The organism is Paraconexibacter sp., assembly GCF_059438195.1.
On record NZ_JBLKKY010000010.1, the window covers coordinates 34,018 to 56,954 of the forward strand.

At 74.3% G+C, this 22,937-nt stretch carries 22 protein-coding genes; 9 read left to right on the forward strand and 13 right to left on the reverse strand.

Annotated elements, in window-relative coordinates; all coding sequences use genetic code 11:
* Positions 1 to 27 precede the first annotated feature (27 nt).
* Complete coding sequence (locus tag ACME2J_RS05525; protein WP_495543882.1) at positions 28 to 651, forward strand: TetR/AcrR family transcriptional regulator; 624 nt, start codon at positions 28 to 30, stop codon at positions 649 to 651.
* Between the two features lie 116 nt (positions 652 to 767).
* On the forward strand, positions 768 to 1,715 hold the full coding sequence (locus ACME2J_RS05530) for an endonuclease domain-containing protein (protein WP_495543883.1): 948 nt from the start codon (positions 768 to 770) through the stop codon (positions 1,713 to 1,715).
* Positions 1,716 to 1,789: 74 nt separating this feature from the next.
* Here the strand turns inward: ACME2J_RS05530 and ACME2J_RS05535 are convergent, their stop codons facing one another.
* Positions 1,790 to 2,590 (reverse strand): enoyl-CoA hydratase/isomerase family protein, encoded by an 801-nt coding sequence (locus ACME2J_RS05535; RefSeq protein WP_495543884.1) that lies wholly within the window; start codon positions 2,588 to 2,590, stop codon positions 1,790 to 1,792.
* A gap of 58 nt (positions 2,591 to 2,648) precedes the next feature.
* Between ACME2J_RS05535 and ACME2J_RS05540 the strand changes: the two genes are divergently transcribed.
* Genes ACME2J_RS05540 through ACME2J_RS05555 form a run of 4 tightly spaced genes read left to right on the forward strand, consistent with a single transcriptional unit; the run spans position 2,649 to position 7,349 of the window.
* Entirely contained in the window at positions 2,649 to 4,037 is a 1,389-nt protein-coding gene (locus ACME2J_RS05540; protein WP_495543885.1) for an OB-fold domain-containing protein, read from the forward strand.
* On the forward strand, positions 4,027 to 5,223 hold the full coding sequence (locus tag ACME2J_RS05545) for an acetyl-CoA acetyltransferase (RefSeq protein WP_495543886.1): 1,197 nt from the start codon (positions 4,027 to 4,029) through the stop codon (positions 5,221 to 5,223). The genes ACME2J_RS05540 and ACME2J_RS05545 overlap by 11 nt, the downstream gene beginning before the upstream one ends.
* 4 nt (positions 5,224 to 5,227) lie before the next feature.
* On the forward strand, positions 5,228 to 6,001 hold the full coding sequence (locus ACME2J_RS05550) for a crotonase/enoyl-CoA hydratase family protein (protein WP_495543887.1): 774 nt from the start codon (positions 5,228 to 5,230) through the stop codon (positions 5,999 to 6,001).
* A 34-nt stretch (positions 6,002 to 6,035) separates the two neighbouring features.
* A complete protein-coding gene (locus ACME2J_RS05555) occupies positions 6,036 to 7,349 on the forward strand; it encodes a phytoene desaturase family protein (RefSeq protein WP_495543888.1) in 1,314 nt (437 codons plus the stop codon).
* Positions 7,350 to 7,429: 80 nt separating this feature from the next.
* On the opposite strand, the gene ACME2J_RS05560 is transcribed toward ACME2J_RS05555, so the two are convergent.
* The 7 genes from ACME2J_RS05560 to ACME2J_RS05590 form a co-directional block, all read right to left on the reverse strand.
* A complete protein-coding gene (locus ACME2J_RS05560; RefSeq protein ID WP_495543889.1) occupies positions 7,430 to 7,696 on the reverse strand; it encodes a hypothetical protein in 267 nt (88 codons plus the stop codon).
* A 54-nt stretch (positions 7,697 to 7,750) separates the two neighbouring features.
* Positions 7,751 to 8,059, reverse strand: coding sequence for a glutathione S-transferase N-terminal domain-containing protein (locus ACME2J_RS05565; RefSeq protein ID WP_495543890.1), 309 nt, complete (start codon positions 8,057 to 8,059; stop codon positions 7,751 to 7,753).
* Between the two features lie 21 nt (positions 8,060 to 8,080).
* Positions 8,081 to 8,722 (reverse strand): TetR/AcrR family transcriptional regulator, encoded by a 642-nt coding sequence (locus tag ACME2J_RS05570; protein ID WP_495543891.1) that lies wholly within the window; start codon positions 8,720 to 8,722, stop codon positions 8,081 to 8,083.
* Positions 8,723 to 8,760: 38 nt separating this feature from the next.
* The gene (locus tag ACME2J_RS05575) at positions 8,761 to 9,579 is read right to left on the reverse strand and encodes an SDR family NAD(P)-dependent oxidoreductase (protein ID WP_495543892.1); all 819 of its coding nucleotides are present in this window, start codon (positions 9,577 to 9,579) and stop codon (positions 8,761 to 8,763) included.
* Between the two features lie 141 nt (positions 9,580 to 9,720).
* Positions 9,721 to 10,668, reverse strand: coding sequence for a VWA domain-containing protein (locus tag ACME2J_RS05580; protein ID WP_495543893.1), 948 nt, complete (start codon positions 10,666 to 10,668; stop codon positions 9,721 to 9,723).
* Positions 10,665 to 11,597 (reverse strand): DUF58 domain-containing protein, encoded by a 933-nt coding sequence (locus tag ACME2J_RS05585; RefSeq protein ID WP_495543894.1) that lies wholly within the window; start codon positions 11,595 to 11,597, stop codon positions 10,665 to 10,667. Before ACME2J_RS05585 ends, ACME2J_RS05580 begins: the two co-directional genes overlap by 4 nt.
* On the reverse strand, positions 11,597 to 12,628 hold the full coding sequence (locus ACME2J_RS05590; RefSeq protein ID WP_495543895.1) for an AAA family ATPase: 1,032 nt from the start codon (positions 12,626 to 12,628) through the stop codon (positions 11,597 to 11,599). Before ACME2J_RS05590 ends, ACME2J_RS05585 begins: the two co-directional genes overlap by 1 nt.
* A 172-nt stretch (positions 12,629 to 12,800) precedes the next feature.
* Between ACME2J_RS05590 and ACME2J_RS05595 the strand changes: the two genes are divergently transcribed.
* Positions 12,801 to 13,745, forward strand: a complete 945-nt coding sequence (locus ACME2J_RS05595; protein ID WP_495543896.1) for a DMT family transporter — start codon at positions 12,801 to 12,803, stop codon at positions 13,743 to 13,745.
* Here the strand turns inward: ACME2J_RS05595 and ACME2J_RS05600 are convergent.
* Both ACME2J_RS05600 and ACME2J_RS05605 read right to left on the reverse strand, forming a co-directional pair.
* Positions 13,693 to 14,652: a VWA domain-containing protein gene (locus ACME2J_RS05600; RefSeq protein WP_495543897.1), complete on the reverse strand. Its 960-nt coding sequence runs from the start codon at positions 14,650 to 14,652 to the stop codon at positions 13,693 to 13,695. The genes ACME2J_RS05595 and ACME2J_RS05600 overlap by 53 nt on opposite strands.
* Complete coding sequence (locus ACME2J_RS05605; RefSeq protein WP_495543898.1) at positions 14,649 to 15,866, reverse strand: S1C family serine protease; 1,218 nt, start codon at positions 15,864 to 15,866, stop codon at positions 14,649 to 14,651. The genes ACME2J_RS05600 and ACME2J_RS05605 overlap by 4 nt, the downstream gene beginning before the upstream one ends.
* A gap of 85 nt (positions 15,867 to 15,951) precedes the next feature.
* Between ACME2J_RS05605 and ACME2J_RS05610 the strand changes: the two genes are divergently transcribed.
* A complete protein-coding gene (locus tag ACME2J_RS05610; protein WP_495543899.1) occupies positions 15,952 to 18,051 on the forward strand; it encodes a RecQ family ATP-dependent DNA helicase in 2,100 nt (699 codons plus the stop codon).
* A gap of 10 nt (positions 18,052 to 18,061) precedes the next feature.
* Here the strand turns inward: ACME2J_RS05610 and purU are convergent, their stop codons facing one another.
* The gene (gene purU, locus ACME2J_RS05615) at positions 18,062 to 18,925 is read right to left on the reverse strand and encodes a formyltetrahydrofolate deformylase (protein WP_495543900.1); all 864 of its coding nucleotides are present in this window, start codon (positions 18,923 to 18,925) and stop codon (positions 18,062 to 18,064) included.
* Positions 18,926 to 18,984: 59 nt separating this feature from the next.
* On the opposite strand from purU, the gene ACME2J_RS05620 reads away from it, so the two are divergent.
* On the forward strand, positions 18,985 to 19,836 hold the full coding sequence (locus ACME2J_RS05620; RefSeq protein ID WP_495543901.1) for an alpha/beta fold hydrolase: 852 nt from the start codon (positions 18,985 to 18,987) through the stop codon (positions 19,834 to 19,836).
* A gap of 60 nt (positions 19,837 to 19,896) precedes the next feature.
* Here ACME2J_RS05620 and ACME2J_RS05625 read toward each other — a convergent pair whose 3' ends face one another.
* Both ACME2J_RS05625 and ACME2J_RS05630 read right to left on the reverse strand, forming a co-directional pair.
* The gene (locus tag ACME2J_RS05625) at positions 19,897 to 21,363 is read right to left on the reverse strand and encodes a DUF3089 domain-containing protein (protein WP_495543902.1); all 1,467 of its coding nucleotides are present in this window, start codon (positions 21,361 to 21,363) and stop codon (positions 19,897 to 19,899) included.
* A gap of 88 nt (positions 21,364 to 21,451) precedes the next feature.
* Positions 21,452 to 22,891, reverse strand: a complete 1,440-nt coding sequence (locus tag ACME2J_RS05630; protein WP_495543903.1) for a DUF3089 domain-containing protein — start codon at positions 22,889 to 22,891, stop codon at positions 21,452 to 21,454.
* Between the last annotated feature and the right edge of the window lie 46 nt (positions 22,892 to 22,937).

Here is a 22,937-nt window from a genome sequence, read left to right on the forward strand (position 1 = left end):
TCCGGACAGCCTGTACGATGCCGCGTCATGGCATCGACGACACGCCGCAGCAAGGCCGCGCGCGCAGACCGCCGCAGCGAGATCGAGGCGCGGATGCGCAGGGCGATCACGGCGCTCGTCTCGGAGGGCGAGAGCTTCACCGAGCTGAGCGTCGAGCGCCTCGTCGCCGAGGCCGGGATGGCGCGGTCGACGTTCTACGTCTACTTCGAGGACAAGGGCGCGCTCCTGCGCTCGATCGGCGCGTCGACGCTGCGGACGTTCTACGAGGGCGCGCGGCCGTGGTTCGACGCGCGGGACGGCGTCACCTACGACCTCGTGAAGGACGCGATGCGCGGCATCCTCGACGCGTTCCACGAGGACGAGGTCGTCATGGTCGCGGTCGCGGAGACGGCCGTCTACGACCCCGATGTCGGCGACATGTACCGCGAGAGCGTCGAGGGCTTCGTCACCGCGGTCCGCAAGCTCATCCAGCGCGGCCAGAAGGACGGGACCGTCCGCGAGGTCGACCCCGCCGCGACGGCGGCCGCGCTGAGCTGGATGATCGAGCGCACGACGCTGCAGCTCGGCCCGGGCGCGACGCCGAAGAAGATCGACCAGATCGCCACGGGCCTCGCCGACGTCGTCTGGGGCGCGCTCTACGCGCGCGACTGAGCGCCCCCGCGCGAGGTGTGACGTCAGAACCTCGGAATGCGGGGTTCTGACGTCACACCCCAGGAGAAGCGGCGACATCGGCCCCGTCCGGGGCGTGCGGCGGCGACGCTCGCGGCATGCCACGCCGTCGCGTCCGCCGAGACCCGTCTCCCTGGGAGCGTGCCGGGCGCGCCGCCGACCTCCAGGGCGGTGCGGTCGGTCACCGTCAGCTGCGCGCGGCCGGGCTCTCTGCCGCGGGCATCACGCGGCGACTGGAGAGCGGTCAGCTCTTCGAGCGTCACTGGGGGGTGTACGCCTACGGTCGTCCCGGACTGTCGGCCGAGGGCGAGACGTGGGCCGCCGCCCTGGCCGTCGGCGATCGCGGAGCGGTCGCGCGCCGCAGCTCGCTCGCCGTCCGCGGCCTCGCATCGTGGCCGCTCGTCCCGGAGGTCGTCGTCCTGCAGGGGCCGCTCGAGCTCCGAGGCGTCGACGTCCGGCGCACCCGTCGGCTCGCGGAGGACGAGATCGACGTGAACGCGGCCGGGTTGCGGGCCACCTCGATTGCGAGGACGCTCACGGACCTCGCGCGCGATCTCACGGTCGCGGAGCTGGAAGGCGCGCTCGACGTCGTCGAGCGCGCCGGCTTCCTCGATCTCACCGCGCTCGATGCGGCGCTCGCCGACGCGCGTGGTCGCGCCGGGCTCCCGAAGCTGCGACGGGCCCTCGTCCCCTTCCTCGTCCCGCCGGCCGACCACCGCAGCTTCCTCGAGCGGCTCGCTCACCTCCTCGTCGAGGAGGCGAAGCTGCCCGCGCCCGAGATCAACGCTCCGGTCCTCGTCCGCGGTGGGCAGCCGCTCCTCGTGGACCTCGTGTACCGCGATCAGCGGCTCGGCATCGAGCTCGACGGCTGGGCGACGCACGGGACGAAGCTCCAGTTCCAGCTCGATCGCGAGCGAGACCGCCTCCTCATGCGTGCCGGCTGGCGGATCCTCCGCTTCACGTGGCAGGACGTCGTCCACCGCCCCGCGGTCGTCGTCGCCGACGTCCTCGCAGCGCTGGCACTCGTCCACCCCGACGAGGTGTGACGGATGAATCTCGGAAAGCGAGGTTCTGACGTCACACCTCGCCAGGCGGGGCGGCGGGCGGGCGAGTGCCCGGGTCACCGCCCGCGGAACGCCGGCTTGCGCTTCTCCTTGAAGGCCGCGATGCCCTCCGCGTAGTCCTCGGTCGTCGCGTGGCGCTGCTGCAGGCGCGCCTCGAGGGCGAGCATCTCCGGCAGGCCGTGGGACGCGCTCTCGCGGATGAGGTCCTTCATCGTCGCGAGGGCGACCGTGGGGGACGCGGCGAGGCGCTCGGCGGTGGCGCGCGCCTCGGCGTGGACCGCGTCGTCGGCGTGGACGGCGTTGACGATGCCCCACTCGTGCGCGGTCGCGGCCGGGAGGCGCTCGCCGAGCATGACGAGCTGCGCCGTGCGCGCCGGGCCGATCCGCTGGACGAGATGCGGGATCGCGCCGCCGTCGGGCGCGACGGCGATGTGGACGAACGCGAGCAGGAAGTAGGAGGACTCCGCGGCGAGGACGAGGTCGCACGCCAGCGCGAGGGAGACGCCGAGCCCGGCGCAGGCGCCGTGGACGGCGGCGACGGCGGGCTTCGGCATCGTCCTCAGCTCGAGGATCGCCGGGTTGTAGTAGCGCTCGAGGCGCGTGTGGAGGTCGATGTCGCCCTCCGGCGTGTACTCGCGGGGGATCTTCACGTCCGCGCCCGCGCTGAACGCGCGCCCGGCGCCGCTCACGAGGACGGCGCGCACCTCGGGGTCGGCGCCGACCGCCCGGAGCACGCGGGTGAGCTCACCGCCCAGCTCGGGCGTCCACGCGTTGAGGCTCTCGGGCCGATGGAGCTCGACGTGCGCGACGCCGTCCTCGACGGAGAGCCGGATGTCCTGGCCTGAACGCTCGGTCACGCGCCGATGCTATACCCTCGGACAGAGTGTCCGGGCAGTACGATTGATTCGAGGACGGATGGGTCACGGGATCGTCAGCTACGCCGCCTACGTGCCGCGCCACCGGCTCACCGGTGCCGAGATCGGCTCCGCGCTCGGCGGAGGCGGGGGGAAGGGCGTGCGCGCCGTCGCCTCCTACGACGAGGACGCGACGACCCTCGGCGTCGAGGCCGCGCGGCCGATCGTCAACGGCTCCGAGGGCGAGCGCCCGGTCCCGGGCTCGCTCGTCTTCGCGACGACGGCCCCGCCCTACCTCGACAAGACGAACGCCTCGGCGATCCACGTCGCGCTCGACCTCCCGCACGAGGGCTTCGCCGTCGACGCCGCCGGCTCGGCCCGCAGCGCCGTCGGCGCCCTGCGCACCGCCGCCGCGACGGGCGGCCTCGCGGTCCTCGCCGATCTCCGGACCGGGCTCCCCGGCTCGGCCGACGAGCGCGCGGGCGGCGACGCCGCCGCGGCGTTCCTCTTCGGTGACGCCGATCGGCCGGCGGCCGAGATCGTCGCGCAGGCCTCGACGACCGCCGAGTTCCTCGACCGCTGGCGGCTCCCGGGGGAGAGCGCCTCGCGTCAGTGGGAGGAGCGCTTCGGGCTCGAGGTCTACGCGCCGCTCATCGCCGACGTCGCCGCGCGGGCCCTCGAGGACGCCGGCATCGGGACGCCCGACCACGTCATCGTCTCCTGCGCCCACCAGCGCGCGGCCCAGAGCGCGCAGAAGGCGCTGCCGGCGACGCACCCCGAGGAGGCCCCGCCGATCGGCTACGCGGGCACGGCCGATCCGGGCGTCCGCCTCGCCGCGGTCCTCGACCGCGCCGCGCCCGGCGAGACGATCCTCCTCGTCGTCGCCTCCGACGGCGCCGACGCGCTCGTCCTCCGCGTCGGCGAGGGCATCGACGCCGCCCGCCGCGGCGCCCCGGTCGCCGAGCAGGCCTCGGTCGGCCGCGAGATCTCGTACACGACGTACCTCACGTGGCGCGGTCTGCTGGATCGCGAGCCGCCGCGCCGTCCCGAGCCCGAGCGTCCCGCCGCGCCGCCGTCGCAGCGCGGCGAGGCCTGGAAGTTCGGCTTCGTCGGGACGCGCTGCACCGCCTGCGGGCAGGTCCACGTCCCTCCGCGCCGCGTCTGCGCGGGCTGCGGGGCCGTCGACGAGATGGAGCGCGCCCGCCTCTCCGACCGCGACGGCCGGGTCGCGACGTACACCGTCGACCGCCTCGCCTTCTCTCCGGCGCCGCCGATGATCGACGCCGTCGTCGACTTCGACGGCGGCGGCCGCTACACCCTCGAGGTGACCGACGCGAGCCCCGAGGAGGTCGAGATCGGCACGCGGATGGAGCTCACGTTCCGCCGCCTCTACACGACCGGCGGCGTCCACAACTACTTCTGGAAGGCGAGGCCGACCCATGGCGTCTAAGGGCATCAAGGACAAGGTCGCGATCGTCGGGATGGGCTGCACGCCGTTCGGCGAGCACTGGGACAAGTCGGCCGACGACCTCCTCGTGGAGGCGACGCAGGAGTGCTTCGCGAGCACGCCCGGCATCACGAAGGCAGACGTCGACGCGTACTGGCTCGGGACGATGAGCTCCGGCCAGTCCGGGCTCGTCCTCTCGAAGCCGCTCGGCATCGACTACAAGCCCGTCACCCGCGTCGAGAACTTCTGCGCGACCGGGTCCGAGGCGTTCCGCAACGCCTGCTACGCCGTCGCCTCCGGCGCCTACGACACCGTGATGGCCGTCGGCGTCGAGAAGCTCAAGGACTCCGGCTACTCCGGCCTCGTGCGCTCGAACGTCGCGAGCGACGGCACCGCCCCGGAGATCGCTCTCACCGCACCCGCCGCCTTCAGCCTCCTCGACCCCGCCTACTGCGAGAAGTACGGCGTCGACCCGGACGACATGCGCGAGGCGATGACCCACGTCGCCTGGAAGAACCACGTCAACGGCGCGAAGAACCCCCGCGCGCAGTTCCAGAAGGAGATCGCGAAGGAGAAGATCGCCGCCGGCGCCGGCAAGGTCGCCGGACGGCTCGGGGTCCTCGACTGCTCGGGCGTCTCCGACGGCTCCGCGTGCGCGCTCATCGTCCGCGCCGAGGACGCCCATCGCTACACGGACACGCCGATGTACGTGAAGTCCCTCGCGATGTGCGCCGGCCCGGCGAGCGGCCCGATCGACCCCTCCTACGACTACACGACCTTCCACGAGGTCGTCCACTGCGCGCAGGACGCCTACGCGCAGGCCGGCATCGAGGACCCGCGCGGCGCGATCTCGCTCGCCGAGGTCCACGACTGCTTCACGCCGACCGAGCTCGTCCTCATGGAGGACCTCGGCTTCAGCGAGCGCGGCGAGGCCTGGCGCGACGCGCTGAACGGCGACTTCGACCTCGACGGCCGGCTGCCGGTCAACCCGGACGGCGGGCTGAAGTCCTTCGGCCACCCGGTCGGGGCGAGCGGCCTGCGGATGCTCTTCGAGTGCTGGTCGCAGTTCCGCGGTGAGGCGGGGGACCGTCAGCTCCACGATCCCAAGATCGGGCTCACGCACAACCTCGGCGGCCGGCCCGGCACGTGCGTGTCGTTCATCGCGATCGTCGGCGCCGAACTAGGGTAGGCGCATGTCGAGTGAACCGCTGTTCACGGAGCGCCGCGACGACGGCGTCTTCGTCATCACCCTCAACCGCCCCGACGTCCGCAACGCCGTCGACCTGCCGATGGCCGAGGCGATGGCCGCCGCGCTCGACGAGCTCGACGGCGACCCGGGGCTGCGCATCGGCGTCGTCACCGGCGCCGGCAAGGGCTTCTGCGCCGGCATGGACCTCAAGGCCTTCGGCGAGACCGGGAAGCGCCCGTGGGCGGGCGACCGCGGCTTCGCCGGGATCGTCCGCAGGCCGTCCGAGACGCCGCTCATCGCCGCTGTCGAGGGCTTCGCCGTCGCCGGCGGCCTCGAGATCGCCCTCGCCTGCGACCTCATCGTCGCCGCGAGGGGCGCGAAGATCGGCATCCCCGAGGCGAAGCGCGGCCTCGTCGCCGCCGGGGGCGCGCTGCGCCGCCTCCCGCGCCGGATGCCGGCCGCGATCGCGATGGAGCTCGCGCTCACCGGTGAGCTCATCACGGCCGAGCGGGCGCACGAGCTCGGCGCGATCAACCGCATCGCGGAGCCCGGCGGCGCGCTCGACGCCGCGCTCGAGCTCGCGGCGGCGATCGCGCAGAACGGACCGCTCTCGCTCACCGCCTCGAAGAAGGTCATCGAGAAGCAGTGGGGCTGGAGCGACGAGGAGTTCTTCGACCGGCAGGCGGAGATCGTCGACCCGGTCATGAGCTCGGAGGACGCCCGCGAGGGCGCACGCGCCTTCACGGAGAAGCGCGCGCCGAACTGGCAGGGACGCTGAGTCGATCCGCCGTCAGGGGCGGGGAGGGAGAGAGATGACCACGGACCAGCAGCACGTCGACGTCCTCATCGTCGGGGCCGGCATGGGAGGCGTGTGCGCCGCCGCGCGTCTCGCCCACGCGGGGAAGTCCGTCCTCCTCGTGGAGCGCGCCGAGCGCGTCGGCGGGCGCGCGTCGTCGTTCGAGAAGGACGGCTTCGTCATCAACACCGGCGCCGTCGCGATCGAGAACGGCGGCATGATGGAGGAGACGTTCAGGGACGTGGAGGCGACGCTCGACCTCCGCTACCCCGACCCGGCGAACGTCTTCCGGGTGAAGGGCAAGACCGTCAACCCGGCGAAGGGCGGCTGGGCGTTCCTCCTCGACCAGATCACGAAGAAGGGCGCGAAGGTCCTCTCCCAGCTCGGCAGCGCCCGCAAGGGCGAGATGCCCGAGGAGCAGCTCACCCTCGAGGGCTGGATCGGCGGCGCGACGTCGAACGAGACCGTCCACCGCCTCTTCCGCAACCTCTCGGCCGCGATCTTCGCCGTGAACGCCGACGAGATCCCGGCGAAGGCGTTCCTCACGTACTTCATGCAGAAGGGCGCGTTCCGCAACTTCGGCTTCCACCCCGAGGGGACCGCCGCTGTCTGCGAGGCGCTCTCGGGCGCGGCGCAGCGCGACGGCGCGCAGGTGTGGACCTCGAGCGAGGTGACGACCCTGCACACGCGGGACGGGCGCGTCACCGGCGCGACGATCCGCCGCGAGGACGGGACGACCGCCGAGGTGACCTGCGGCGCGGCGATCTCGAACATCGGGCCGGTCGCGACGATCGACCTCGTCGGCGAGGACGTCCTCGGCGCCGACTACGTCCGCGACATCCGCGAGACCTCGAGGCCGACGGCGAACGTCATCATCCACGTCGCGAGTCGCGAGCCGCTCCTCGACACCCCGGGGCTCATCGTCTTCAGCGCGACCGAGCGCATCTGCAACGCCGGGAACATGACGGCGACCTGCCCCGAGCTCGCGCCGGAGGGCTGGCACCTCACCGTCGTCTACGGCGTCCCGCGCCCGGCGGTCGGGGACTTCGACGAGGACGCGGAGGTCCAGGCGATGCTCACCGAGCTCGAGGAGGAGCTCGACGGGATGCGGGACCCCGAGACGCGCGTCCTCGACGTCCGCGTCATGCGCGGCGACTGGCCCGCGCAGCGCGCCGCGTCGGGGTACGAGATGCCGCGCGCGACGCCGCTCGACAACCTGCACCACGTCGGCGACGGTGTGCGCGACTTCGGTGACGGCGGCACGCAGTCGTGCGCCGTCACTGCGAAGCACGTCACCGACGAGCTGCTCGGGGTCGGGACGGCGGCCTGAGGATCGCCGTCGGGGAGCCCGACGGCTCGTTCGGGAGCGGGGTCCGAGCGGGCGCGCTTCGACCGCGCCCGCTCGCCCGGTCAGCGCGTGGGCCGCGCGGGCGTGGCTCGGGTCGGGTCGCTCACACGGCGACCGCGAGCCTCGCCTCGGGCTGCGCTGGGCTGCCCGGTGACGCTCGGGGAGTCCTCCCCGAACCCTGGCGTCGACTCCGTGAGCTCAGCGGACTCGCGGACGCGGCGCACGAGCTGGAGGCCGACCCAGCCGATGAAGAGGAGGCTGACGACGCCAGCCGTCCAGAGCGCACCCTGCGCGACGGTGCCGCCGAGGATGAGGGTGAGAAAGTCCATGCCGGTCGCTGCCCGGAGTCGCCGGACCCCACGCGCGTGGGGGCGCGTCGCCGCTCAGCCGGCCGCAGGCCGGGCGCCGGCCCGCCGCGCCCATGCGGCGATCTCGCCGGACCCGACGACGACCTCGCCGTCGTCGAGCACGAGGATCGGGACGGACCGCTGGCCGCTGAGGCGCTCGATCTCCGCCCGGTCCGCCCCGCGCGACCGCCACGTCCACGGCTTCATGCTGCCGCCCTTCACCGTCCGCTGCTCGTAGGCGACGCCGACGTCGTCGAGCGCCTTCGCCGCCCGGCCGCAGGGATGGGCGAGCGGGGCCGGGAGCCCGCCGCCGAACGTGCCGAGCTCGCACGTGTAGAGGATCACGGTCGCGATCCTCTCACGCGGTCACTCGCCTGTCACGGTCCTCAGCAGCTCGCCGCGGCTGAACTCCCACTGCCGGTCGGTCGTCGAGCGCGAGCGGCCCATGAAGCGCAGGAGCGCGAGGCCGCGGACCGTGCTGAGGACGTGACGCAGGCGGACGTCGAAGTCCGGGACGGCGGCCACGTCCTCGCCGAACATCTCGGTGGCGCGCTCGTTCACCTCCCGGCTCACGTCGCCGTCGATCGGCGCCACGAGCTCGGCGAGCTCGGCGTCCCCGCGGCTGGCGAGCGTGAGCTCGAGCATCGCGGCGAACAGGCTGCCGGAGTAGAAGTCGTAGAAGAGGTCGAGCACGCGCTCGACGCGGGACCGGCTGTCGCTCTCCTCGGCGGATGCCGCGCGGACGCTCTCGAGCTGCCGAACCGCGAGATGCCGCACCGCCTCCGCGACGAGCGTCGCCTTCTGCGGGAAGTGGTGCTGCTGGGCGCCGCGCGAGACGCCGGCCCGCTTCGCGACGCTCGCCGTCGTGAGGCGGGCGTAGCCGGACTCGATGAGCTCGTCGACGGCGGCGTCGAGGAGACGGCGCCGCGTCGCCAGGCTGCGCGCCTGCTTCGGCTCGAGGGCGCCGGTGGGGCTCCGGCCGGGATCCGTCGCGTCTGCGCTGCTCATGGAGGCGACCGAAGGATGCCAGCCGGAGCCCGTCGGCTTCAGGACGACATCCCGAGCGGGAGGCCGCCGCTCACGTTGAGGACCTGGCCGGTGACGTAGTCGCTCCAGGGCGAGCAGAGGAAGACGATGCCGCCCGCGGCCTCGGTCGGCGTCGCGCCGCGGCCGAGGGGGATCATGGCGCCCATCATCTGCCGCGCCTGCTCGGGGATGCCGACGTTGACCGTCCGCTCGCCGACCTGGACGGTCGTCTCGCCGGTCTTCGCCTGCGTGAGCCGGGTGTCGACGAGCCCGAAGGCGACGACGTTGCAGTTGATCTTGAAGGAGCCCCACTCCTTCGCGAGCGTCTTCGTGAGGCCGATGACGCCGGCCTTCGCGGAGGAGTAGTTCGCCTGGCCCGCGTTGCCGTAGGCGGCCATCGAGGCGATGTTGACGACCTTGCGGAAGACCTCGCGGCCCTCCTCGCGCTCCTTCTTCGCGGCCTCGCGCATGACCGGGGCCGCGGCGCGCAGGAGGCGGAACGGCGCGATGGTGTGGATGTCGAGCATCGCCTGGAAGTCGTCGTCGCTCATCTTGTGGATCGGCGAGTCGACGGTGTAGCCGGCGTTGTTGACGATGATGTCGACGGTGCCGAAGCTGTCGAGCGCCGTCTTCACGAGCGCGTCCGGCACGCTCGCCTGGGCGAGGTCGCCGGCGTGGGCGACGGCCTCGCCCTCGATCTCGTCGGCGGCCGCCTTCGCGGCGTCCGGGTCGATGTCGGACACGACGACCTTCGCGCCGCCCGCAGCGAGGATCTCGGCGGTGCTGCGGCCGATGCCCCGGGCGGAGCCGGTGACGATCGCGACCTTGTCTTGGAACACGGGGTTCTCCTTCTGTCTCGTCTCGAGCGCGGCGAGCGCCGCGGGAGCACGACGCTAGCAAATGAATCAATCGAGACGGATTTTTTTCTGGAACGGGATGGGGACGCGACCGCGCGGGCGCTGCGGGCGCCCCGCGTGCGCTCAGACCACCCGGCTGCGCCAGCGCAGCCCGGTGCCCATCCCCAGGAGGAGGAAGAGGAGCCCGCCGCCGGCGAACGCCGCGCTGATCTCGCGCTCCTCGTCCTTCGTGCCGATCCGCGAGCCGAGGTTCTCGTAGATCTGGTCGAGCTCCTCGCTCTGGTCGACGGCGAACGTCTCCCCGCCGGACTCCGCGGCGATCTGGCGCAGCGTCTCGGGGTCCGGCGGGACCGCGAGGACCTCGCCGTTGGGCCCGTAGACGATGCCGTCGGGCGTCCCGAGGGAGACGGTGAAGATCGGGATGGCGAGCTCGGCGGAGCGCTCGGCGGCCTCGATGGGGTCCGACCCCTCCGTCGTCGCGCCGTCGGAGAGGAGCACGATCGCCGCGGGCGCCGTGCGCCCGTCCTCCGCGCGGCGCGCCTCGAGGCGGTCGAGCGCGACCTGGAGCGCGTCGCCGGTCGCGGTGCCGCCGTCGGCGCGCAGCGACGCGATCGCGAGGCGGACGTCGTCGTGGTCGGTCGTCGGCTCGAGCAGCGCCTCGACGCCGCTGGAGTAGCTCGTGAAGCCGACGAGGAGCTCGTCCGGGACGCGGTCGAGGAACCGGCTCGCCGCGTTCGCCGCCGCGTCGATCCGGGTCGGCGAGACGTCGTCGGCGAGCATCGAGCCGGACTGGTCGGTGACGAGCATGACCGAGGCGCGCTCGACCGGGACGGCGACCGTCACGTGCGGCCGCGCGAGCGCGACGACGAGGGCGATCGCGGAGAGGACGAGGAGGCCGATCGGAAGGCCGCGGCGCCAGGAGCCGCGGGAGACGCTGGCGGCCTGGATGCCCGCGAGCGCCGGGAGCCGGACCGCGTAGCGACGTCGCCGCTCGCGCTCGCGCACGAAGAACCAGGCGACGAGCGGGAGCGCGAGGAGCGCCAGGAGGAACGCGGGCTCGGTGAGGCTCATCGGAGCTCCCTCCCGAGGTCGCGGAGCCAGTCCCGGTCGGTGCGCAGGACGACGTGGCGGGCCTCTGCCCGCCCGAGAGCCGCGGCGAGGCTCTCGCGGCGCTCGGCCTCGGCGCGGGCGAAGCGGTCGCGGACCGCGGGCGACGACGTGTCGAGGTGGACGATCTCGCCGCTCTCCGGGTCGACGACCGCGAGCTGCCCGCTGTCGGGGAGGGCGTCCTCGCGCGGGTCGCGGACCTCGACGGCGACGACGGTGTGGCGAGCGCCGAGACGGCGCAGCGCGCCCTCCCAGGAGGGGCGGCCGTCGGGGGCGTCGCGGAAGTCCGACACGACGACCACGATGCCACGTGCGCGTGCGAGGCGTCCGACCCGGCCGAGCGCGGCGTCGAGCGGCCGGTGCGCGGCGCCGTCCGGGACGACGCCCTCGGCGACGAGGCGGCGCACCGCCGCGAGCGCCCCGCGTCCCCCGCGCGGCGGGAGGAGGCGCGGCTGCGGCTCGCCCGCGGTGACGACCGCGATCCGGCCGCCGCGTCGCACGGCGAGGCGCGCGACGACCTCGGCGACGCCGTCGGCCACGTCCCACTTGAGGCGGGCCGCGGTCCCGAACGCCATGGACGCCGAGACGTCGAGGACGAGCCACGTCGTCACCGTGCGCTCCGGGACCTGGAGGCGGATGTGCGGCACGCCGGTCCGGGCGCTCGCCGCGGGGTCGAGCTGACGCACGTCGTCACCGGCCTCGTAGGGCCGCAGGCGCGCGAGCTCGGTGCCCGCGCCCGTGCCGGCGGCCGCGTGGTCGCCCGGGAGGGCGCCGGTCGCGCGACGACGCAGCGCGACGTCGAGGCGGCCGACGGCGTCGGCGGGGAGCCGGCCGCGGCCCTGGCGGCCGAGTGGGACGACGAGCCCCGTCGCGCCCTGCGAGGTCCGTGGCACTACGCGGCCTCGGCGAGCGGCGCGCGGCCCTCCGGCGCGACGTGGTCGAGGATCTCGCCGATGAGCTCCTCGACGTCCACGCCGTCGGCGAGCGCGTCGTAGCTCAGCGTGATGCGGTGGCGCAGGACGTCGCGGGCGATGTCGTGGACGTCGGTGGCCGTCATGTGGGTGCGGCCCCGGAGGAGCGCGAGCGAGCGGCCCGCCTCGACGAGGCCGATCGACGCGCGCGGGCTCGCACCGAACTCGATGTGCTCGGCGAGATGGTCGAGGCCGTGAGCGGCCGGGTCCCGCGTCGCGGCGACGAGCGTGACCGCGTAGGTCGCGACGACGCGGTCGACGTGCACCTCGCGGGCGGCGGCGCGGTGGCGGAGGAGGTCCTGCGGGCCGAGCACCTCGCGGGCGCGTGCGACGGCGCCCGCGAGCCCTCGGGCCACCGTCACCTCGTCCTCGAGCGCGGGGTAGTCGACGAGGACCTTGAAGAGGAAGCGGTCGACCTGCGCCTCGGGCAGGGCGTAGGTGCCCTCGGACTCGATCGGGTTCTGGGTGGCGAGGACGATGAAGGGGTCGGGGACGCGGTGCGGCCGCCCGCCGATCGTCACCTGCTTCTCCTGCATCACCTCGAGGAGGGCGGACTGGACCTTCGCGGGCGCGCGGTTGATCTCGTCGGCGAGGACGAGGTTCGCGAAGACCGGTCCGAGCTCCGTGCGGAACTCCCCGGTGTCCGGCTGCCAGATGCGCGTGCCGACGAGGTCGGACGGGACGAGGTCCGGGGTGAACTGCACGCGGCTGTAGGAGCCGCCGAGGACGTCCGCGAGCGTGCGGACCGTGAGGGTCTTCGCGAGGCCGGGGACGCCCTCCAGGAGGACGTGGCCGCCGGTGAGGAGCGCGACGATGACGCGCTCGAGCATGGCGTCCTGCCCGACGACGACGCGCTTGCACTCCCAGAGCGCCTTCTCGAGGTCCCGCCGGGCGCCGGTGGTGTCGTCGCCGTCGTGCGCGGCCGTGTCGAGGAGCGGGGCGTTCTCGTCCATGGCGGTCATGGTGAGGGGCGGGGCGTCAGGTCGGGATAACGAAGCGACGCGGCCGGGGTCGCGCCGCCGCCGATGCGTCGCCCGCCCTCGTCCTGGGCACGCCCGGAGGGTGCCCGGTGAGGAGCCAGCCCGCCACAGCACCGCGTCGACCACCGCGCGTCTCGCCCTCGGCATGACGACGTTCGGCTCGGCGACGCCGGTCTCGCGGATCGTCGCCGGGGCGATGCCGGTGTTCGTCGCGTCGTTCGCGCGCGTCGGCATCGGGGCGCTCGTCCTCGCGCCCTTCGCGCTGTCGCAGCGGTCGGGGCTGCGCGACCTCTCACGGCGGGACTGGCTCCTCGTCGCGCTCATCGCCGTCTTCGGGATGGTCGGGTTCTCGGCCCTCATGCTCTACGGCATGCGCGAGGTCCCGGGGGCGGTCGGCGCGAGCGTCATGAGCACGACGCCGGCCGTGACCGCGCTCGTGTCGATCGCGGTGCTCGGCGAGTCGGCGACGTGGCGCAAGGTCGCGGCGATCGGGCTCGCCGTCGCGGGCGTGGGCATCCTGCAGATCGGCAGCGCGGGGGACGGCGGGAGCGGCGACGTCCTCCTGGGCTCGGCGCTCGTCTTCGGCGCGGTGCTCTGCGAGGTCGCCTACACGCTGCTCGGCCAGCGCGTCTCCAAGCACGTCGATCCGGTGCTCGTCGCCTTCGTCGCCGCGGTCATGGCGCTGCCGCTCTTCGCGCCGCTCGCGATCTCGCAGCTCGGCGACTTCTCGCCGGCGGACGTCGACGTCGACGCCTGGCTCGCCCTGGGCTGGTACGGCGGCGGGACGCTCGCGCTCGGCACCTGGCTCTGGTACTCGGGCATCGCGCGCACCTCGGGCGCCGTCGCCGCGGGGTTCATGAGCCTCATGCCGGTGTCCGCCCTCGTGCTGTCCTACGTGCTGCTGGCCGAGCCGTTCCGCGTCGCGCATCTCGCCGGGTTCGCGGTCGTGTTCGCCGGCGTCGTCCTCATGTCGTGGGAGCACGCCCGGATGTCCCGGGCGGCCGAGGACGACGAGGGTGAGGAGGCGGGAGGTCGGGCTACAGGATCCGGCCGAACCAGCGGATCGACGCGAGGACGGCGAAGAGCATGAGGAGGAGCGCGCCGCCGGCGAACGCGTTCGTGATCTCGACGTCCTCCTCCTCCGTCGCGAGGTCCGAGCCGAGTCGCTCGTAGACCTGCCGCAGTCGCTCGGCGTCGTCGATGGCGAACGCCTCGCCGCCGGTGATCTCGGCGACCTGCTCGAGCGTCTCGCGGTCGGGCGGGACGTCGCGCGTCACGCCGTCGTTGCCGACGATCGTGCCCGTGGGGGTGCCGAGCGCGACCGTGTAGACCGGGACCGCCGCGGCTTCCGCCTCCTCGGCGACGCCGAGGACGTCGCGCCCGCGGACGCTCTTGCCGTCCGAGAGGAGGACGACGGCCGCGGGCGGCGCCTCCTCGTCGCCGTCGATGCTTCCCGGGGTCGCGGGCGGCAGGAGCCGCAGCGCGGCCGCGAGGGCGTCGCCGGTCGCCGTGCTCCCCGCGGCGTCGACCTGCGCGAGGGCGGCCCGCACCGCGACGTGGTTGCGGGTCGGGCTCGCGATGACCGACGGGGCCTGGTTGAACGCGATCGCGCCGACCCGGACGTCGTTCGGCACGTTGTCGACGAACGTCTGGGCGGCGTCGCGGGCCGCGACGAGCCGGTTCGGGCGGACGTCCTCGGCGAGCATCGAGCCCGAGCGGTCGGTGACGACGACGATCGTCGCCTGCTCGATGGGCACCGCCCGGGTCGTCTGCGGTCGGGCGATCGCGAGGACGAGCGTCGTCACCGCGAGGAGGAGGAGCACGACGGGCACGTGGCGGCGCCACCCCGGGCGGTGGGGGGCGACCGCCGCGAGGAGCGGCGTCGAGACGAACGCCTCCCGCGCGGTCTGCGACCGGCGCTCGTAGGAGAGGTAGGCCCAGACGAGGAGCGGGACGACGAGGAGCCCGGCGAGGACGACCGGGGCCTCGAAGCTCACGGGACGGACTCCGGGCGCGTCCCGAGGACGACCTCGACGGTCTGCCCGTCCTGCAGCTGGATCTCGATCGCATCGCCCGGCTCCTGCTCGTCGATGCGGGCGCCGACGTCGCTCGAGGTGCGCACCGGCGAGCCCTCGACGCCGACGATGACGTCGCCGGCCTCCAGGCCGGATCGCGAGGCGGGGCCGCCGGCGACGACCGTCGCGATCGTCGCGCCGCCGGCCGGGCCGCCCGAGTCGGCGGTGCTCACGCCGAGCCACGCGCGATCGATCGTCTCACCGGCGATGAGCCGCGGGACGACCTCCCGCACCGTCGCCGACGGGACGGCGAAGCCGATGCCGACGTTGCCGCCGCCGGCGCCGGCGGTCGCGATCTGCGAGTTGACGCCGATGACGCGGCCCGCGGCGTCGAGGAGCGGGCCGCCGGAGTTGCCCGGGTTGATCGGCGCGTCGGTCTGGATGACCTCGTCGATGCTGAAGCCGTTCGGCGCCTGGATCTCGCGCTCGAGCCCGGAGATGATGCCCGCGGTCGCCGTCCGGTCGAGACCGAGCGGGTAGCCGATCGCGAGGGCGGCGTCGCCGACCTGCACCTTCGTGGAGTCGGCGAGCGAGAGGGGGTCGATGCCCTCGACGGCCGTCTCGGGGACGCGGACGACCGCGAGGTCGGTGGACACGTCGGTGCCGACGATGTCCCCGGTCACGGGAGCCCGGTCCTCGTCGAGGCGGATCTCGGCGGTCTGCGCCTCGCCGACGACGTGGGCGTTCGTGACGATCGTGCCGCCGTCGTCGATGAGGAAGCCGGTGCCCGAGCCGACGCCCGAGCCGGCGCGGACCTGGACGGACACGACGGCCTCGCTCGCCGCGGCGTAGAGCTCGCGGGCGGGCGTCGCCGGGACGGTGGAGCCCTGCACGGAGAGAGGGGCGGCCGCGTCGGCCGCGGCGTCCGGGGCGTCGTCGTCCGCGCTCCCCAGGACGTATCCGCCGCCGCCCGCGAGGACCGCGACGGCGGCGACGGCCGTCACGATGCGCCGCCCGCGGCGGGGCGAGCGAGACGGCGGAGGCGGGGGCGTCGGGGAGTCGGCCGGCTCGCGCAGCGGCCGCCGGGGCGGCGGAGCCGGCGCCTGGGTGTCCATGACGCGCGTCGGCGGCTCGTCGGACGGGCCGTCGGGCCAGTCGTCGGGCCGGTCGATCCAGAGGCTCGGGGGCTTGCGCATGGGCTTCACGGTGAAGGGTGGGACGTCACGTTCGCATAACGATGGCGTGGGGGTCGACTTCCGACACCCTCGCTACGGTCCAGCCGTGCAGTCGGTCCTCTCCGCGCTCGCCTCGATCCTCGCCGATCCGTCCGCCCCGGGTGCGCGGGCGGCGCTCGACGACGTCCGCGCCCGCTGGCGCGGGCTCGACGCCGAGGAGCGCGAGGCTCTCACCCCGCTCGCACGGCTCGCCGCGCGGCGGGTCGAGGCGGCCGCCGCGCGGACGGCGGCGCCGTCCGGCGAGTCGGAGGGCGACTGGGAGCCGAGCGCCGACGACGAGGCGGCGCTCCTCGCGGCCTTCGGGGACGAGCCCACGACCTCGCCCCTCCCCGCTGACGAAACTCACCTCCAGCGTGAGCTTCGTCAGGAGGGATGGCAGGAGCAGCCGGCGGAGTCGCCTCCGCCCGCCCGTCGCTCGCTCGCCGACGTCGACCCCGACGGGCTCCTCTCGCTCCTCGGCCTGTCGACCTTCCGTCCCGGCCAGCGCGAGGCGGTCTGCGCGGCCCTCGAAGGGCGCGACGCGCTCGTCGTCATGCCGACCGGCGGCGGCAAGAGCCTCTGCTACCAGCTCCCCGCGCTCGCGGGGGACGACCTCACCGTCGTCGTCTCGCCGCTCATCGCGCTCATGCGCGACCAGTGCGGCCGGCTCACCGACCTCGGCCACCCGGCGGTCATGCTCGCCTCCGGCGGCGACGGCGAGGCCAATCGCGCCGCGCTCGCGGAGATCCGCGACGGCACCGCGAAGATCTGCTTCGCCGCGCCGGAGCGCTTCGCCTCGGGCGCGTTCCGCCAGGCTCTGCGGTCGCGGGCGATCGCGCTCTTCGTCGTCGACGAGGCGCACTGCGTGAGCGAGTGGGGACACGACTTCCGCCCCGACTACCTGCGGCTCGCGCCCGTCATCGGCGAGCTCGGCCACCCGCCCGTGATGGCGTGCACGGCGACCGCGACGCCGAAGGTCGCCGAGGAGATCGTCCGCCGCCTCGGCCTCCGCGACCCCGAGCGCGTGCGCTCGGGCTTCGACCGCCCCAACCTCTCGTTCGACGTCCTGCGGTTCGACGGCGAGGGCTCGGTCGCCCGCAAGCGCGCGACGCTCGCCGCGGGCGTCGCGATGCCCGAGAACCGCCCGGCGGTCGTCTACTGCGGGACGCGGAAGAGCACCGAGGAGGTCGCCGAGCTTCTCTCCGGCGCGGGGCTCTCCGCCGTCGCCTACCACGCGGGGATGTCCGCCGACGTGCGCTCCCGCCGTCAGGACGCGTTCATGCGCGGCGAGGCCGATGTCGTCGTCGCGACGAACGCGTTCGGGATGGGGGTCGACAAGGCCGACGTGCGCTCGGTGTGGCACTGGGCGCTGCCCTCGTCGCTCGAGGCCTACTACCAGGAGGCCGGCCGGGCGGGCCGCGACGGCGGGCCCGCCCGCGCCGTCCTGCTCGCGTCGCGCTCGGACCTCGGCCGCCTCGTGCGCTTCATCCAGGAGGCGGAGGTGACCGTCGAGCAGGTCGGTGCGCTCGTCGGTCGCCTGCGCACGCGCGCCGATGCCGACGGCGTCGTCGACGTCGAGGCCGGCGACGACCGCGACCGCGTCGCGCTCGCGATCGCCGAGCGGGCGGGCGCCCTCGACCTCGCCCCCGGCGCGGGCGGTCGCCTGCGGATCGAGCTGGGGCCCGGCGATCTCGACCACCGCGCCGTCGCGGAGATGTGCCGCGCGGCGAAGAACCGCCGCTGGGAGGCCTATCGCTCGATCGAGCGGTACGCCAGCGGCGACGAGACCTGCCGTCGCCGGCAGCTCCTCGACCACTTCGGCGACGACGAGCCCGTCGCGCCGACGGGCCGCTGCTGCGACGTGGACGACCCCGTCGACTGGCTCCCCGAGATCGACGTGCGGGCCGCCCGCGGGGGCCGCCGGTCGCGGAGCGCCCCGGCCGACGACGGCCCGCCCGTGCCCGACGAGGAGCTCGCCCCCTTGAAGGCGTGGCGCCGCGAGCGCGCGGCCGGCAAGCCCGCCTACACGGTCGCGACCGACGCGACGCTGCGCGAGGTCGTGCGCCGCCGGCCCGGCACCGCGGACGAGCTGCTCGCGATCAAGGGCATCGGCCCGTCCTTCGTCGAGAAGCACGGCGACGCGCTCCTCGAGCTGCTGCACGGCTGAGGCCGAGCGCTCAGAACACCACCGTCGTGTTCCCGTGCGCGAGCACGCGGTCCTCGCAGTGGGCCCGGACCGCGCGCACGAGCACCGTGCGCTCGATGTCGGCGCCGAGGCGGGCGAGCTCCTCGACGGAGTCCCGGTGGGTGACGCGGATGACGTCCTGCTCGATGATCGGGCCCGCGTCGAGCTCCTCGGTGACGTAATGGGCGGTCGCGCCGATGAGCTTCACGCCGCGCTCCTTGGCGCGGGCGTAGGGACCGGCGCCGGGGAAGGCGGGGAGGAAGGAGTGGTGGATGTTGATGACGGGGGCGCCGACGCGGTCGAGCCAGTCGCCGCTCACGATCTGCATGTAGCGGGCGAGGACGACGAGGTCGACCTCGCCGCGCAGCAGATCGAGCTGGCGGGCCTCGGCCTGCGGCTTCGTCTCCTTCGTCACCGGCACGTGCTCGAAGGGGACGCCGAACCCCTCGACCTGGGCGCGGAGGTCGATGTGGTTCGAGACGACGAGCGGCACGCGGACGTCGAGCTCGCCGCGCCGGACGCGCCAGAGGAGATCGACGAGGCAGTGGTCCTCGCGTGAGACGAGGATCGCGACGCGCTTCGGGGTGGACGGGTAGCTGAAGCGGTGCTCCATCGCGAACGGGGCCGCCACCTCCCGCGCGAAGTCGGCCTCGAGCGCGTCGCGGTCGGCGGCGAGCGACGGGAGATGGAAGGCCATGCGCAGGAAGAAGGCGCCGCCGCGGACGTCCGTCGAGTACTGGTCGGACTGGGCGATGTTCGCGCCGCGCTCGGCGAGGAACCGCGAGACCGCGGCGACGATGCCGGGCCGGTCCGCGCAGCTCACGAGGAGCCGGCCCTCCTCGGGGGTCGAGGTCATCGGCCGATCGTACGGCTCATCATCGCGACGGATGTCGCCGGACGTGAGAGGGTGGGCGCATGGGCACGATCGCTGCGTCGCCGGCGCGTCGTCTCGACGTCGCCGGCGTCGACACCTTCCTCTACGACAGCGGGTCCTCCGACGTCCCGCTCATCTGCGTCCACGGCAATCCCGACTCCGCCGACCAGTGGCTGCCGCTCCTCGAGCGCACGGCGCAGATCGGCCGCGTCATCGCCCCCGACCTCCCCGGGTGGGGGCGCTCCGAGCGGCCCGACCCGTCGGTCTTCGACGGCTCGCTCGACGCGCACGACCGCTGGTTCGACGCCCTCCTCGACGCGCTGGACGTCGACCGCTTCCGGCTCGTCGTCCACGACTGGGGCGCGCTCGCGCTGCCCGCCGCCTCACGCCGCGGCGACCGGGTGGCGCGGCTCGTCGTGAGCGACGCGATCCCGCTCTGCGACTCGTACAAGTGGCACTGGATCTCGACGTACATGTGGAGGCCGCCCGTCGTCGGCGAGACGACGATGATGCTCTTCAACCGGTTCACCGTGAAGACCCTCACGCGCCTGCAGCGCCCGGGCCTCTCGTCGATGGACGGCGAGTGGCTCGACCGCGTCGACCGCGACCTCGACCGCGGCATGAAGGACGCGATCCTGCGCCTCTACCGCTCCGCCGACCCCGACGTCCTCGCGAGGCACGGAGAGCGCCTCGGCGACCTCACCTGCCCGTCGCTCATCGTCTGGGGCGAGAAAGACCCGTACGTCGGCACCGAGCACGTCGAGACGTATGCGCGCGCCCTCGGGAGCGATCCGGAGACCTGGATCGTCCCCGGCGCCGGCCACTGGTGCATGCACGACGAGCCCGCCGTCTACGACCGCATCGCCGAGTTCATGGCCCCCGCAAGGGCGTGAGTGTGGATCCACCCGGCGGAGAGCCGGGTGGATCCACACTCAGCGCGGTCAGGGGCGGCCTCAGGCGCAGATGCGCACGGAACGGCGCACGCGGGCGAGCCGGCCGTCCTCGAGCCGCGCGAGCACCGTGATGCGCTCCGACCGTCCGGGGCGCAGGCGCGTCCGCGAGCGGGCGAGCCGCGCGGTGAACGGGGCGCGGACGTCGCGGGCGACGCGCCGGCCGCGGAGCCGCACGGCCGCGCGGACGACGGCGCCCCGATCGGCGCCGGAGAGCGTGACGCGGACGCCGGACCTGCTGCAGCGCCGGCCTCGCCGGTCGCGCGCGAACCTCGCGTCGAACCGCAGGCGCAGGCGGGGCGCCGCCGCGGCGCTGGGCGGCGCGGCGGCCGCGGCGAGGTAGGCGGCCTTCTGGCGCGCGACGATGTCGACGAGCTCGCCGAGCGGGAGGTTGACGTCGACGAGGTGCAGGCCCCAGCGGGCATCCGGGAACGGCCGCAGGCGCCGCGCGTCGTCGACCGGCTGGACGAGCAGGACGTGCGTCCCGGCGATCCGCTCGCAGCGCGCCGTGTAGCGCTCGTAGACCTGCGTCCACGGCGTGTACTGGTACGGGGGGCGGCTGCCGTACATGTACGTGAGCCCCGCGCCGTAGGCACCGGGGAACACCTCGCTGCGCATGAGCGTCGTCATCATCCGCCGCTCGTTGGCCCCGAGCGAGGCGGGGTTCGTGCACGCGACCTCGAGGCCGGGGCCGCCCGGCAGGCCGTCGGCCTCCGGTCCCGGCGGGACGCGGCCGAACAGCGGGTCGCGGGGCGGTGGCTCGTTGAAGATGCTGTAGGCGATGACGCACCCCGTCTCGCCGGGCGAGGTGCACGTCGGGACATGGGCGAAGTCACCCCCGTCGCGCGCTCCCTCGCGCACGAGCACGTTCGCGCCGGGCAGGATCGCCGACACGAGGAGCCGGCGGACCTCCGGATCCGGGTCGACCTCCTCGCGGAGGAGGCGGCGCAGCAGCCGCGCGCCCTGCCCGTGCCCGAGGAGGACGACGCCGCGGCCGCGGTTGTCCTCGGCGAGGTAGCTCCGCCATGCCGCCCGGACGTCCTCGTAGGCGTCGAGGAGCCCCGCTGCCCTGCGCGATTCCGGGCCGAGGTAGAGCGCGGAGATCGTGAGCTGGCGGTAGACCGGCGCGACGACGCGACACTCCTGCGCGAACCGGCTCGCCTGCAGTCGCGCGATCGCCACGACGCCGCGCTCGCGGACCGGCCGTGCGTTGCGGCCGAGCTGCTCGCTGACGGTCGGGTAGACGTAGAAGCAGTCGATCGCCGGATCGGGGTCGGGCTCGGCCTTCACGACGGGGAAGCTGAACCGCGACTCCTGGATCGTCGTGTCGAGGCTCTCGAAGCACGGGTGCGGCTGGCCCTCGGGGACGCGCGGGCCGCACAGCCACGTGACGTCGCCTTCCGCAGCCGCCGGGGACGGCACGGCGAGCGCCGCGACTGCAGCGAGCGCGCCGAGCACGGCGCACCGCACGCCACGATGGCATCGACCCCTCCTCACGACCCGACCGTATCCGAGCAGGGACGCCCACGGGAAGGACGGGGTGCGCCAGGTCCGACGGTCACGCGCACATGCGCACGCGACGAGCGACGGTCGCCGTCTCCCCGCGGAGGGTCGTCACGCGCGCCTCGACGCGCTCGAGGCGGCCCGGCCGCAGCCGGCGGGACGAGCGGGCGACCCGCGCGGAGAAGGGCGCCCTCCGGTCGACGGCGACCCGGTGGCCGCGGAGGCGCAGCTCGGCCCGCTCCACGTCCGCGCGATCGGGGCCCGTCACGGTCACGCGGACGCCGGAGCGGCTGCAGCGCCGCCCGCGCGCATCGCGCGCGAACGCGGCGTCGAACCGCAGCCGCAGTCGCGGCGGCGCGAGGTAGGTCGCCTTCTGCTCGGCGACCTCGTCCACGAGATCGCCGAGCGCGATGTTCCCGTCGGTGATGTGCAGGCCCCACCCGGCGTCGGGGAAGACGTCGAGGTCCCGCGCACCCGGCTCGGGCGCGACCATGAGGACGTGAGCGCCGTCCACCCGCTCGCACCGGCCCGAGTAGCGCTCCCGGGGCTGCACCCACGACGTCCGCGCCGACGGCGGTGGACCTCCGAACGTCACGAGAAGCCCCGCGCCGAGCACCGGACCCTCGAACGGCTCGCCGCGCAGCAGCGAGGTGAACGTCGAGCGCTCGTTGCGGGCGAGCGACGCGGGGTTCGTGCACGCGACCTCGGTCCCGGGGCCGCCGCCGAGCCCGTTCGAGGGCTCCGCGGGCGGCCGGCCGAACCGTGCCGGCTGCGGAGGCGTCTCGTCGAACACGCTGAACGCGATGACGCAGCCCGTCTCGCCGTGCGAGGCGCAGAGCGGCACGTTCTCGAAGTCGCCGCCGGCCCGCTCGCCCGCCTTCACGACGACGTTGCCGCCGAGGAGGAGCGCCGACACGAGCCGCGCCCGGATCTCGGGCCGCCCGTCGATCTCGTCGCTGATGAGCCGCCGGAGCATCACCGTGCCCTGCGAGTGCCCGACGAGGACGACGCCGCGGCCGCCGTTCTGCGTCTCGAGGTACTCGCGCCACGCGGCGCGCACGTCCTCGTAGGCGAGGCGCGCCCCGGCGGCGCGCGCCGTCGGCGAGCCCACCGCGATCGACGCGAGCGTGAGCTGACGGTAGAGCGGGGCGACGACGCGGCACTCCTGCGAGAACCGCGCCGCCTGGTAGCGGGCGATCGACACGACGCTCGGCTCGCGGACGGCCTCGGCGTTCGTGCCGAGCTGCTCGCTCGCCGTCGGGTAGACGTAGAAGCAGTCGATCCCGGGGTCGTCGGGCGGCGTCGCGCGGACGACGCGCGTCGAGCCGTCCCGCTCCTCGATCGTCGTGTCGAGGCTCGGCCTGCACGGGTCCTCGACGCCGGCGGGGACCTGCGGGCCGCAGAGCCACGCCGTCTCCGCCGATGCGCTCGAGGGGAGGGCGATCGCCGTCGCGGCGGCGCAGAGGAGGGCGATGGGAAGGGTCCGCAGGCTCATGTGAACGCGACCGTACCCCAGAGGCGCGGCGCCATGACACCATGGG